The organism is Umezawaea beigongshangensis (assembly GCF_016464305.1).
Classification (GTDB): Bacteria; Actinomycetota; Actinomycetes; order Mycobacteriales; family Pseudonocardiaceae; genus Umezawaea_A; species Umezawaea_A beigongshangensis.
The window spans coordinates 29,254-41,647 of record NZ_JAEIOJ010000012.1 but is presented as its reverse complement, the minus strand read 5'-3'; the positions used below and the strand labels follow the sequence as shown (position 1 = coordinate 41,647).

Annotated in this window: 12 protein-coding genes and 3 pseudogenes; 6 read left to right on the top strand and 9 right to left on the bottom strand. The window is 73.6% G+C overall.

Annotated elements, in window-relative coordinates:
• Positions 1-145: 145 nt before the first annotated feature.
• From IMZ35_RS24925 to IMZ35_RS24900, 6 genes are all read right to left on the bottom strand, one after another.
• Positions 146-1,345 carry an isochorismate synthase gene (locus IMZ35_RS24925; protein ID WP_199443620.1) on the bottom strand — a complete coding sequence of 400 codons (1,200 nt, stop codon included), beginning with the start codon at positions 1,343-1,345 and terminating at the stop codon, positions 146-148.
• 220 nt (positions 1,346-1,565) lie between these two features.
• Positions 1,566-2,357, bottom strand: a complete 792-nt coding sequence (locus tag IMZ35_RS24920; protein WP_199443619.1) for a 2,3-dihydro-2,3-dihydroxybenzoate dehydrogenase — start codon at positions 2,355-2,357, stop codon at positions 1,566-1,568.
• Positions 2,358-2,834: 477 nt separating this feature from the next.
• On the bottom strand, positions 2,835-3,107 hold the full coding sequence (locus tag IMZ35_RS24915; protein WP_199443618.1) for a hypothetical protein: 273 nt from the start codon (positions 3,105-3,107) through the stop codon (positions 2,835-2,837).
• A 73-nt stretch (positions 3,108-3,180) separates the two neighbouring features.
• Entirely contained in the window at positions 3,181-3,708 is a 528-nt protein-coding gene (locus IMZ35_RS24910; protein ID WP_199443617.1) for a hypothetical protein, read from the bottom strand.
• Between the two features lie 166 nt (positions 3,709-3,874).
• Entirely contained in the window at positions 3,875-4,624 is a 750-nt protein-coding gene (locus IMZ35_RS24905) for a thioesterase II family protein (RefSeq protein WP_199443616.1), read from the bottom strand.
• 115 nt (positions 4,625-4,739) lie between these two features.
• Positions 4,740-5,339: a TetR/AcrR family transcriptional regulator gene (locus IMZ35_RS24900; protein WP_199443615.1), complete on the bottom strand. Its 600-nt coding sequence runs from the start codon at positions 5,337-5,339 to the stop codon at positions 4,740-4,742.
• Between the two features lie 92 nt (positions 5,340-5,431).
• Between IMZ35_RS24900 and IMZ35_RS24895 the strand changes: the two genes are divergently transcribed.
• The 5 genes and pseudogenes from IMZ35_RS24895 to IMZ35_RS32320 all read left to right on the top strand — a co-directional run.
• Complete coding sequence (locus tag IMZ35_RS24895) at positions 5,432-5,887, top strand: nuclear transport factor 2 family protein (RefSeq protein ID WP_199443614.1); 456 nt, start codon at positions 5,432-5,434, stop codon at positions 5,885-5,887.
• Positions 5,884-6,720 (top strand): NAD(P)H-binding protein, encoded by an 837-nt coding sequence (locus IMZ35_RS24890; RefSeq protein ID WP_199443613.1) that lies wholly within the window; start codon positions 5,884-5,886, stop codon positions 6,718-6,720. The genes IMZ35_RS24895 and IMZ35_RS24890 overlap by 4 nt, the downstream gene beginning before the upstream one ends.
• Before the next feature lie 75 nt (positions 6,721-6,795).
• A complete protein-coding gene (locus IMZ35_RS24885; RefSeq protein ID WP_199443612.1) occupies positions 6,796-7,653 on the top strand; it encodes a helix-turn-helix transcriptional regulator in 858 nt (285 codons plus the stop codon).
• 307 nt (positions 7,654-7,960) lie between these two features.
• Positions 7,961-8,833: pseudogene (locus IMZ35_RS24880) on the top strand (NAD-dependent protein deacetylase); the annotation flags it as partial.
• A gap of 41 nt (positions 8,834-8,874) precedes the next feature.
• Positions 8,875-9,061: pseudogene (locus IMZ35_RS32320) on the top strand (transposase); the annotation flags it as partial.
• Between the two features lie 105 nt (positions 9,062-9,166).
• Here the strand turns inward: IMZ35_RS32320 and IMZ35_RS31930 are convergent.
• Together IMZ35_RS31930 and IMZ35_RS31925 are read right to left on the bottom strand one after the other, a co-directional pair.
• Positions 9,167-9,469: an SDR family oxidoreductase gene (locus IMZ35_RS31930; protein WP_307868761.1), complete on the bottom strand. Its 303-nt coding sequence runs from the start codon at positions 9,467-9,469 to the stop codon at positions 9,167-9,169.
• Positions 9,470-9,585: 116 nt separating this feature from the next.
• Positions 9,586-9,828: pseudogene (locus IMZ35_RS31925) on the bottom strand (SDR family NAD(P)-dependent oxidoreductase); the annotation flags it as partial.
• A gap of 78 nt (positions 9,829-9,906) precedes the next feature.
• On the opposite strand from IMZ35_RS31925, the gene IMZ35_RS24865 reads away from it, so the two are divergent.
• The gene (locus tag IMZ35_RS24865; protein WP_307868759.1) at positions 9,907-10,542 is read left to right on the top strand and encodes a TetR/AcrR family transcriptional regulator; all 636 of its coding nucleotides are present in this window, start codon (positions 9,907-9,909) and stop codon (positions 10,540-10,542) included.
• A gap of 579 nt (positions 10,543-11,121) precedes the next feature.
• On the opposite strand, the gene IMZ35_RS24855 is transcribed toward IMZ35_RS24865, so the two are convergent.
• Complete coding sequence (locus IMZ35_RS24855) at positions 11,122-12,186, bottom strand: cobalamin-independent methionine synthase II family protein (protein ID WP_199443608.1); 1,065 nt, start codon at positions 12,184-12,186, stop codon at positions 11,122-11,124.
• Between the last annotated feature and the right edge of the window lie 208 nt (positions 12,187-12,394).

Sequence of the window (12,394 nt, the reverse complement as noted above, 5' to 3'; positions counted from 1 at the left end):
GCAGCGCGGCCGTCGCGAGGAGGGCGAGCGCGAGCCGCTGCTGGAGGACCACCGCGAGGACGGCGGTGCCGATCGAGCCGCCGACCGTGTTGAGCAGGTTCAGCGCACCGGCCGCGCTCGGCGGGTGGGCGGGCTCGGCCCGCGCTCACGCGGCACCCTCCAGCCCGAGCGCGCGCAGCAGCGTGCGGAACTTCGCGCTGGTCTCGGCCAGCTCCGCGGCGGGGTCCGAGCCCGCGACGATCCCGGCTCCGGCGAACAGCCGCACCGTCCGGTCGCACACCTCCGCGCTGCGGATCGTGACGACCCACTCGCCGTCGCCGTCCGGGCCGGTCCAGCCGACCAGCCCGGAGTAGTAGCCGCGGTCCTCCGGCTCCAGCTCGGAGATCACGGCCCGCGCGCGGCTCACGGGCACCCCGCACACGGCGGGTGTCGGGTGCAGCGCCTCGGCCAGCCCCAGCGACGAGGAGCCGGGGTCGGCCGGGTCCGCGAGCCGCCCGGTGATCCGCGTCGACAGGTGCCACATCGTCGGCGTGCCGATCACCGCGGGTTCGGCGGGCGCGTCCAGGTCGACGCAGAACCGTCCCAGCACCTCGGCGACCTGTGCCGAGACGTGCGCGTGCTCGGCCCGGTCCTTGGCCGAGACCAGCAGGGCGGCGATCCGCCGCTGGTTCTCGGCGTCGTCGGCGACGCGCGGCAGCGACCCGGCGAGGGGGTTGGCCGTCACCTCCGTGCCGCGCCTCGCGACCAGCAGTTCGGGGCTCGCGCCGACCAGCGTGCGCGGCGCGGAGTCGCCCGGCGCGCTGACGTCGACCGCGAAGGCGTGCGCGGCGGGGTCGGCCCGCACCAGGCGGGCCAGCAGCGACGGCACGGACACCGGGGAGTCCGCGACCAGTTCCAGGCAGCGGGCGAGGACGACCTTGCTCAGCTCGCCGTCGTCGATGAGCGCGAGCGCCCGGCGCACTCCCTCGGCGTACCCGTCCGGCTCGGGCCGCGCGGTGATCGACCAGATCGCGCCGCCGGAGGCCGGCAGTGTCGCGGCGGCGGCGTTCGGCGCGGCGGCCCTGCGCACCACGGCGGGCACGACCAGGCTGCTCTCGGAGTCCGGGCGGAACCCGATCGCCCCGGCCACCACGGGGTCGGCGATCCCGGCCACCACCGCCGCGTCCAGGGCCTCCGCCGCCGCCCGCGCCCGGCTCCCGTGCCCGGCCCCGACGGTCGAGTGCACACCGTCGGCCAGCAGCGATCCGCGCCCCGAGGAGTAGTAGAACGACCCCGGCAGGTAGGCGGCCAGCAGGTCGGCCGCCCGGTGGACGGGCCGGGGACGCGCCAGTGCAGGTGAGGACACGGTCGGGTTCCCCTTCGGCGGGACGGTGACAGCGGGTGCGCGGCAGGACGCGAGTTCCGCGCGCCCCCGGCCTCGCGAACGAGGTGAGGCGGACCTCGACGCGGTCGTCCTGGAAGTCCGCTTCCGACCAGCACCGGCGTCAGCCGCACGGCTCCGGGCGCGGTCTGTCCACAGAGGACGCCGATGGCGCATCCCCTGCGAGACGAGGAGTTCTGATCGCTCAGGCCTGCAGGGTCGCTCCGCCGTCGACGTACAGGTTCTGCATGGTGATGTGCCGCGCGCGGTCGGACACCAGGAAGAGCACGGCTTCGGCGACGTCGGCGGGATCGGCGATGCGCCCCAGGGGGATGCCGACCCGGAACTCCTCGGGAACGCCCGCGATCACCCGGTCCGCGCCCGAGTCGTCCGTCCACAGCAGACGCTGCATCGACGTGTCGGTCGATCCCGGCGACACGACGTTGCACCGGATGCCGCTGCCCGCCAGTTCCAGGCCGAGACAACGGGTGAGCATCGTGGCCGCCGCCTTGGACGCCGCGTAGGCGGCCATCCCCGTGCGCGGCACCCCGGCCGCGTTGGACCCGACGGTGACCAGTGCTCCCCTGCCGCGCGGCACCATCCGCCGCGACACCTCCCGCAGCACGGCGAACACGCCCGTCGCGTTGACGGCGAACGTGGCCGCCCAGTCCTCGTCGGTCGTGTCGCACACCGAGCCCGGCCGCAGGATTCCCGCCACCGGCACCCCGATGCCGATCGGGCCGATCTCGCGCTCGACCTCGTCCACGACACCGGCGACCGCCGCGGAGTTCCCCACGTCGACGGCGAAGGGCGTGACCCGGCCGCCGGAGCGCGCCGCGACCTCGTCCAGCCCGGCGGCGTCGACGTCCAGCGCCGCGACCGCCGCACCGGCGCGGACCAGCGCGTCCACCACCGCGGCACCGATGCCGCCGGCGGCTCCGGTCACCAGCGCGACCGCACCCTCGATCCCCGGGTCCGAATGTCCTGACGAGGCCACCGACGCCCTCCTGCCGTCCGAAAGCTGTTCAGGCTTGCCCAAGCTATCGGACACGACCGGGGGACGGAGTGCTCGATCCGGGTGATCTGGGTCATGCCGATCACGACCGGATCGGCCGAATCCGTTGCACGACGCGGTTTCCGCGCCCCGGCGTCGGCGCGCGGAGCCCCACAGTGGACTGTGAGCGGTGGAGGATCGCCGCTCCACCGACGTCGCACCGCCGGTCCGCTGCGCGGAGCCGCACAGCTCGTGCGGTGCGACTTCCGTTCCGGCGCGTCCCCGGAGCGCGGGGTGCGGTCGTCACCGTCGACGAGGTGGGCGACGGCGCCGGGGGCGCGGAGCGGTGCACGGCCCGGACCGTCCCTGTCAGGGGTCACCGCCGGGCGGTGGCGGGAGCGAGTCGGTCCCACCACCGCCCGCACGCACGCCTGCGCGCGGGACCGCCTCGCAGAACGGCGTGGTGGACGGCGGGTCGGGTCAGCCGATCGCTTCGGCGGCACCGGCCGACAGGCCGGACAGGACCTGAACGGGAGCCGACGCCGCCCGCACGCCGCCCCCCACGCTCTGCACCACTCCGTCGGCCAGCGGGTGCGCCGCGGCGTTCGGCACGCTGAGCGGAGCCCCCAGCGACGCGGCGAGGTCGGACGCGGCGTCGGACCCCGGCTCGGTGGCCGCCGCGGCCGTGCCCGCCAGACCGGTGGTGAGGGCGATCCCGGCTGCGATCCCGACTGCCCTGGTTGCGAACCCCATGAACTGCACTCCTCGTCGACGCGTCACGGGCCGCACGTGCGTCGCCCGGCCCCGGATGCACGCATTGTGCAGCTCACCCGTCCGCGGACGGGCCCGCCGTTCCGACCCGGTCGGGTGACACGGGGTGTCCGGCGGAGGAAGTGCCGCGGACGGGGTCCGTCGTCCGGACGACTCGGGCGGCGGGCAGGAGTTCGCCCACGACCTGTTCGGCCACCCGCCGCGCCGTGGCGGCGTCGACACCGCGGTTCTCCAGGTGGGCGCGCACGACCGCCACGACCTCGGGCGTCCCGGCGGCACCGCCGGCCCCGCACACCGCGGTCGGGACGCCGCGTCGCATCCGGCGGGCCGCCCACCCCCGAGAGACCCGGTCGCGCACCGCGTCGAGCGCGGTGCCCGCCGTCCCGTCCACCGCGAGCGCGTCGAGGAACGACGCCGCCGCCAGCACGTGCGGCACGACCAGTTCGGGCTGGACGCCGGTGCGCGCCGGTGCGCGCAGGGGCTTCGCGGCCAGCAGCCGCTCGGGATCGGCCCGGAACTCGTGCAGCAGGTCGTCGAGCAGCTGCGTCTCGGCCGGGTGGTACCGCTCGACCACGTCGCGCACCAGGTCCACGCACGGGCGAGCCGCCCGTGATCTCCGCGAGCACATCCGGCCTCTCCTCCCCCGACCTCTCCCGAACACCGCGCGGCGGGACGGCGTTCAGCTCGTTCCTCGCGGATCGCGGCACGTTCGTTTCCGCGCCACGGGCACCGGGCGCCGCCGGGGTCGATCAGGTCGTGGAGGCCGCGGCGGCCGCCAGCGCGCGCAGCCGGTCGCCGACCAGGTCGACGACCTCCGGCTGGTGGTCCACGAGGTAGAAGTGACCGCCGGAGAACACGCGCAGGTCCACCTCGCCCGTCGTGTGCTCCTCCCAGGCCCGCGCCTCCTCGGGGGAGACCTTCGGGTCGTCGTCCCCGACGAGGACCGTCAGCGGCACGGTCAGCGGAGGTTCCGGCGTCCACCGGTAGGTCTCGACCGCGTGGTAGTCCCCGCGCAGCGCGGGCAGCACCATGCTGACCACGTCCTCGTCCGCCATCAGTTCGGCGCTGGACCCGCCCAGCGCCACCACCTCGGCGATCAGCTGGGCGTCGTCGCGCACGCGCACCGGCTCGTCCCGCCAGCGCGACGGCGCCCTGCGGGCGGAGGCGAAGACGTGCGCCACGGGGAGGCGACGCGCCAGTTCGAAGGCCAGGGTCGCGCCCATGCTGTGCCCGAACAGCGCCGTCGGGCGGTCCAGCCGATCGGCCAGCGCCTCGGCCACGAGGTCCGCCAGCTCCGCGAGGTCGGTCACGCAGGGCTCCAGCCTGCGCTCCTGCCGTCCGGGGTACTGCACGGCGACCACGTCGGCCACGGGGGCCAGGGCACGGCAGAACGGCACGTAGAAGCTGGCGGCTCCGCCCGCGTGCGGCAGGCACACGAGCTGCACGGGGCTTTCGGGGTTCGGCTCGAACTGCCGCAGCCAGGCGTTTCGTGGTGCCACTGTGCCGATCCTCTCGCCGGGTGACAGGACGCGCGGTCGTGGCGGGTGATCCGCCGCCGCGCCGCCCACACTTCCAGATCACCGCGCCGCGCGGTGGCCCGCGGCGGTCGAGCTGTCAGCGCGCGCCGAGCGCGCGCAGGAGGTGGTCGGCGAGCCGGTCGAGGTGCTCCGGCGTCGCGGTGACGTGCCGGACGCTCACCCGCCAGTAGACGGGGGCGGCCACCAGGTCGAGGGCCAGGTCGAGGTCCAGGTCGGCGGGCAGTTCGCCGCGCTCGACGGCGCGGCGCAGGGTCGCCGCGCCCTGCGTGCGGCGCGGTTCGCCGATGGCGCGCTCGACGGCGGCGGCCAGCACCTCGTTGCGCCCGGCCTCCGCGCTGAGGTCCGGCAGGATCTTGGAGAACCGGGGGTGGGTCAGCCACCCGTGGACCGCGTGCAGGGTCGCGAGCAGGTCGCCCCGCAGCGAGCCCGTGTCGGGGACCTCGGCGAGCGGGACGCTGAACTCCGACAGGACCGCGATCACCATGTCCTGCTTGGACGGCCAGCGCCGGTACAAGGCGCTCTTGCCGACGCCCGCGCGCTTGGCGACCGCCTCCATCGACAGCCGCCCGTAGCCGTGCTCGGCCAGCTCGTCGAGGACGGCCTCGGTGATGGCGGAGGTGATCTGCGGTTGCAGGACGGCGGCACCGGTCGGGGTGCGCCGGGGGTGGTCGGTCATGGCCGCAGCATACGGGTGGACGGTACGGACCCGTCCGGCGTATTGTTGACGTCGGGACGGAGCCGTTCCGTCCATTCCTTCGAGGAGTTCTGATGTCCGAATCGAGCCGCACCGCCCGCGACGTCGTCGACGAGGCGCTGCGCCTGCTGCTGGCCGAGGACGTGTCGGGGTTCGCCGACCTGTGGGCGGTGGACGGGGTGCTGGAGTTCCCGTTCGCGGCAGCCGGGTACCCGCAGCGCCTGGAGGGCCGCGAGGCCGTGCGCGAGTACATGCGCGGCTACCCCGACCTCGTCACGCCGCGCGCGGTCGTGGAGAAGACGGTGCACGACACGGCAGACCCCGGAGCGGTCGTCGTGGAGTTCGAGGTGGAGGGCACGGTCGTGAGCACCGGCCAGCCGTACCGGATGCGCTACATCGCGGTCATCACCACCCGCGACGGCGAGATCCTGCGCTACCGGGACTACTGGAGCCCGCTGGCCGCCGCCGAGCTGACCGGCGGACTCGACGCGCTGACCGCGTCCTTCACCGGCGGGGGGTCGACCGCGTGAGCGCCGTGCTGGTCACCGGCGGCACCGGCACCACCGGCAGCCTGCTCGCCGCGGCGCTGCGCGAGCAGGGGGCCGTCGCGCGGATCGCCACCAGGACGCCGGTCGACGGCGAGCACGTGCGGTTCGACTGGGCCGACCCCGGCACGCACGACGCGGCGCTGAGCGGGGTGGACCGCGTCTACCTGATCGCCCCGATCGGCGTCGTGGACGCGGTACCGGTGGTCGAGCCGTTCCTCGCGCGGGCGCTGCGGGCCGGGGTGCGGCGAGTCGTGCTGCTGAGCTCGTCCGCCGTGCCGGAGGGCGCCCCCGGTCTGGGCGCGCTGCACCACCTGGTCCGCACGACGGTGCCGGAGTGGACGGTGCTGCGCCCGTCCTGGTTCATGCAGAACTTCCTCGCCGACCACCCGGTCGCGCGGAGCGTCCGCACCAGCGGGGAGATCGTCACCGCCACGGGGTCGGGCCGGGTGGCGTTCGTGGACGCGGCCGACATCGCAGCGGTCGCCGTCCGCGCGCTGCTCGACGAGGTGCCGCACGACACGGCGCACGTGATCACCGGGCCGGAGGCGCTCGGCTACGCCGACGCCGCGGCGGTCGTCACCGAGGTCACGGGTCTGCCCGTGCGCCACCGCTCGGTCAGCACCGACGACCTCGCCGCCCGGCACGTCGCCGCCGGCTACCCGCCGGAGTTCGCCGCCCTGCTCGCCGGGCTGGACGAGGCCATCGGCGCCGGCGCCGAGGACCGCGTCACCTCCGTCGTGCCGGACGTCACCGGTCGTCCGGCCCGGTCGTTCGCCGAGTTCGTCACCGCCCACCGGGAGGCGTTCACCGGTTGACGCCGCACGGGAGGCGCGCAGGGTGGGAGCAGCACGGCCACCCTGCGCGCCTCCCCCGGCCCTACTGTGGAGCTCGTGGTCGACGAGAACCCGATCGGACAGTTCCTGCGAGCCCGCCGCGCTCTCGTGCGGCCCGAGGACGTGAACGTGCCGTTCTCGGGCCCGCGCAGGGTCTCCGGGCTGCGCCGGGAGGAGGTCGCGATGCTGGCGGGGGTCAGCACCGACTACTACGTGCGGCTGGAGCAGGGACGCGAGCGCAACCCGTCCGCGCAGGTGATCGACGCGCTGTCCAGAGCACTGGGTCTGGGCGAGGAGGAGACCGCCCACCTGCACCGGCTGGCGCACCCGGTGGCCGCGCGGCGCCGTCCGGCCGCGCGGCGCGAGCGGGTCAGCCCGGCCCTGGTGCGGATGATGGAGGGCTGGGAGCGGACCCCGGCCGTCGTCCTCGGGCACTGCCTGACCGTGCTGGCGCACAACGCGCTGGGCAGGGCCCTGTTCGACGGTCACGCCCACAGCGGGGACCTGGTGCGGCTGGTGTTCCTCGATCCGAGCGCGCGGGAGTTCTACCCGGACTGGGAGCGCGTGGCGGTCAACACCGTGGCCGGGCTGCGCGCGTCGGCCGGTCTGGACCACGACGATCCTCAGCTGATCGACGTCGTCGGCGAGCTGACGCTCAAGAGCGAGGAGTTCCGCAGGCTGTGGGCACGCCACGACATCCGGCAGAAGACCCGTGAGACCAAGCGCTTCCAGCACCGCCTGGTCGGCGAGCTGACGCTGGACTACGAGTCGCTGACCGTGAACAGCGCGCCGGGTCAGCAGCTGGTCGTCTACCAGGCCGAGCCGGGCAGCTCGTCCGAGCAGGCGCTGTCCCTGCTGGGCAGTCTCTCCGCCACCGCGCCCACCAGGACCGGACGGGTCGAGACGGACCGGTGAGCACGGCGGGTCCGGGGCCACCGCGCGGAGCCCCCACGTCGGGCACCCCCACGTCGGCGGGGTCGTCACGACCGTTCACCCGGAGCTCCACCTGCCCGGTCACCGCGCACAGCCCGCGTCTCCGCAGCACGGTGGGCGTGACGTGGCGCAGGAGGTTCCGCTGACCGCAGGCCGTCCTGACACGGTTCGCGCGCGGCCTGCCCCCTCCCGGACGGGGTGCGCGGGACAGCCGAACCGGACCCGGTCCTCCGTGCACCGATCGGCCGGTCCGGGCCGCCGCGCGCGGGTACGACGTACGCTGGTTGCCGTGCGCACACGACCGGCACCGAGCTGGACGCCCACGGGTGATCCACTGCCCAGGACGACCAGTCTGGACGACGTCGTCCGGGTCGTCGCCCGGCGTCGGGTCGTCGTGCTCAGCGGCGCCGGGTTGTCCACCGAGTCCGGGATTCCGGACTACCGCGGCGCCACCGGCAGCCTGCGGCGGCACACCCCCATGACCTACCAGGAGTTCGTCGGGAGCGTGGAGGGCCGCCGCCGGTACTGGGCGCGCAGTCACCTGGGCTGGCGCACGATCGCCCGCGCCGCCCCGAACGACGGGCACCGGGCGGTGGCCGTGCTGCGGGCGGCGGGCCACCTGTCCGGGGTGATCACGCAGAACGTCGACGGGCTGCACCAGGCCGCGGGCACACCCGACGTGGTGGAGCTGCACGGGAGCCTGGACCGCGTGATCTGCCTGGACTGCGGGCGGACCGGCGACCGCGAGGAGCTGGACCACCGGCTGCGGGCGGCGAACCCCGCGTTCGGCGGCACCGCCGACCGGATCAACCCGGACGGCGACGTCGAGCTGGCCGACGAGGACGTGCGCGACTTCCAGCTGGTCGACTGCCGCGACTGCGGGTCCGGCATCCTCAAGCCGGACGTCGTGTTCTTCGGCGAGAGCGTGCCGCGCCCACGGGTGCAGCGGTGCTACCAGCTCGTCGACGAGGCCGACGCGCTGCTCGTCCTGGGGTCCTCGCTGGCCGTCATGTCGGGCCTGCGCTTCGTCCGGCACGCCGCCAAGGCGGGCAAGCCCGTGCTCCTGGTCAACCGCGGGCAGACCCGCGGCGACTCCTGCGCGACCGTCCGCGTCGCCCTGCCGCTCGGCGAGGCGCTGACCGACCTGGCCGCCCGCCTCGGCCACCCGGTCCCGGACCACGGCCAGCGCTCCGACCGCACGGGTTCGCCGCCCTGGCCGGTGTCGTCCCATTGCCGGCCTCGTCGGGCAACACCCAGCGGCACCGCCTCCACCGCGGCGGGGACCGACGCCTCGACCGGGCCCTCTGCACCGTCGCCCTGACCCGGTTCGGACACGACCCGCGCACTCGCGCCTACCTGGCCCGCCGCACCGCCGAAGGCCGCACCCGACGCGACATCGTCCGCATCCCCCAGCGCCGCACCAGCCGCGAACTCCTCCGGCTCCTCACCGCCACCCAGCCGCGGCGGAGCACCACTCGACAGTCGTAGAAGCATCTCACCGGACGGCGGCGGGGAACACCTGGACCTCGCCGCCGTCGGCGAACAGTTCGCTGCCGGTCGTGAAGCTGGATCGGTCGCTCGCGAGGAACAGCGCCGCCTGCGCGATCTCGGCGGGATCGGCGATCCGGTGCAGGGGCGTGGTGGCGGCCATCTGCGCCAGGAGGGCGGCGACCTGCGTCTGGTCGTCTCCGGCGATGCCGCGCAGGCCGGGAGTGTCAGTCGGGCCGGGGACCAGGACGTTGACCCGGATGCGGCGGGGGCCCAGTTCGGCGGCCCAGACCCTGGCGTACTGCCGGATCGCCGCCTTGGAGGCCGAGCAGGTGCCGAATCCGGGGTTTCCGCGGCTGGCCGAGGCACGTTGGTGCCGAAGACGTAGTCGAAGCTCTCTGGCGGCAACACGGTGATCGGGGCGAGCACGTCGCCGCCGCCCGCGTTGGCGAACAGCACGTCCAGCCGTCCGGTGCTGTCTGCGATGTGGGCCGCGACCGTGTCGAGATCGTCCAGGTCCGCGATGTCCGCGCGGATGCCGGTGGCGCCGATCGTCTCGGCGGCCGCGTCGAGCTCGGCCCGCCGGCGACCGGTGATGAAGACCCGGGCACCCTCGGCCGCGAAAAGAGTGGCCGCCGCCAGGCCGATGCCGGACGTGCCGCCGGTCACCAGGGCCACTTTGCCGTCGAGTTCGGTCACGGGTCGCACTCCTCTGCAGTTCTGGACCGTACGGTCAAATGCAACCACATGTTGACCGTGCGGTCCAGAACAGAATACGGTTGCCGCATGGGCAGGCCCCGGAAGTTCGACGAGCACCAAGTGCTGCGCTCCGCGACCGAGACGTTCTGGACATCCGGCTTCGCGGGGACGTCGCTGGGCGACCTGATGAGGGCGACGAGCCTGGGCAAGGGCAGCCTGTACGGCGCCTTCGGCGACAAGCAGGCGTTGTTCCAGCGGGTCCTCGACGGCTATTGCGCGAACGTCACGGCGGGTCTGCGCGAGCACTTGAGTGGCCCGGACTCGTCGGCGGCCTCACGCCTGCGGGCCCTGTTCGACGCGGCGGTCGCCGCCGGCGCTTCGCCCGGCCCGCAGCGCGCCTGCCTGCTCGCGAAGTCGACCGCGGAGCTGGCCGCGTCGAACGCCGAGGTCGCCGTCCGGGCGCGGCAGACGTTCACCACGTTCGCCGACCTCCTGCAGGCCGAGGTGGAAAGCGCCCAAGCCGCTGGCGACGTCCCCGGCGACCGTGATCCTCGGCGGACGGCCCACCATCTCCTGGCAGTGCTACGCGGCATGGAAGCACTGACCGAGGCCGGCATGGACGAGTCGGTCCTGCGCGACGCCGCCGACACCGCCCTCGAGGCGGCCGGCCTCGACCAGGCATAACCGCCACGTCGACACGGGTTCCTCAAACTCGTCGCGACCTGCACCGTCACGACGAAAATCGCTCCTCGTCGGCCCGGCACGGGATGTCGGCTTCGGTGAGGGCGTCGACGGTGCCGTGGGTGTGGGCGGCGGTCAGGAGTTGGACGGCTCCGTGGGTGTAGCGGCGGACGGTGGCCGGGGGCGATGCCGATGCCGGCGGCGAGGCGGGTGCGGGTGTCGCCGCAGCGCAGGTGGGCCAGGACCAGCAGTGCCTGGCGTCCGGGGTCGAGCCCGCGCCACCTGCTGCCGATCCGCCGTCGATGCGCGGTCAGCTCCCGGGCGAGGAACTGAAGGTGCGAACCGGACAGGTCGATCGCGGACGGGCAGACAAGCACACGAAGCTCCTGGCGATGGCCCTGCTCCTGGTCGACAAGTCATCTACCAGGAGCTCCACCACGTCTCCACCACGACCACAGCCCACGCCACCAGGGTGAAAAGGTCTCACTGAGGCTTGTTGCCCGGTGACCGGGGCGGTGATCGACAGCGGGGCAGGAGATCGGCTTTTCGGGCCGGCGGGTTGCCCGACCCGCTGCCGGCCGGTCAGACGCCGAGTTTCTCGGCGGCCAGCAGAGTGCCCCGCACGCGGGCTTGGATCTTGGCGAAGGCGGTGTCGCGGGAGGTGGAGGTGTCGTCGGCGAACGGGGAGAACCCGCAGTCGTCGCAGGTACCCAGCCGCTCGACGGGGATGTAGCTGGCCGCCTCCAGCACGCGGTCACGTACTTCCTCGGCGGTCTCCACCCGGGGATCGATGGGGTCGATGACACCGACGAAGATCCGCTGGTCGTCCCGCGAGTGGTCCCGGACGATCTGCAGCACCCTGGCCGGGTCGGGTTCGCTGGCGAGTTGGAGGTAGAAGGTGCCGGCGTGCAACCGGAACAACTCGGGGAGCAGCCCGGCGTAGTCGACATCCAGACTGTGCGCCGAGTCCTGGTCGCCGCCGGGGCAGGTGTGCACCCCCAACCGGGCCCGTTCCTCTGGGGTGAACCGGTCCAGCACGGTGTTGTTCAACGCGATGAACTGGCTCAGCACACCGCCGGACGGGTCGAGCTTGAGGGAGAGCCGGCCCTCGGTGAAGTCCAACTGCACCGACGCCGCACCGGCGTCGAGACACTGCCGGATGTCGGTTTCGGCCTGGTCGGCCAGCTCTGCCAGGAACTCCTCCTGCGAGTAGTCGGTGATCCCGTCGGCCGGGTAGAGCAGGCTCAGCGCAGACGGGGCGATCACCGACTGTTTGACCGGCCGGGTGGTCAGCTGCTGGGCTCTGGTCAGGTAGGAGCTCGCGAACGCGCCGTAGCGGAACGGTCTACCGGTCAACCGGGGCAGTTGACGGGTGTGCCCGTCTGCGAACGGGATGACCGCCCCGTCTGGGACGAGCCCGTCCACGCCGCTCAACGGGTAGGTGACGAAGCTCGGCTTGCCCTGCTCCCCGTCGGTGAGCACCGGTGACCCGGTGACCTCCAACCGCTCGACGGTCTCCGTCAACGCCCGATCCACCAACACGTCCAGCTCGGCCTGGTCGATCGTTCCCGCCGCCAAGCCGGCCATCCCGTCCAGCAGGTACTGCGGGCGGGGGATGCTGCCGATCGGCTCGGTCGGAATAGGCATGAACATCCTCTCGTAGAGCAATCACCTGATCAATGCGAACCTAGCCACCTGATCACGCCTCCGTTAACAGCCAGAACGGTGAAAGAATCGAAGAACGACGCGCGATCTTCGCAAGCCGCTCGACGACAGTGAGCCCTTTCCACTCTGGTGGCGTGGGCTGTGGTCGTGGTGGAGACGTGGTGGAGCTCCTGGTAGATGACTTGTCGAC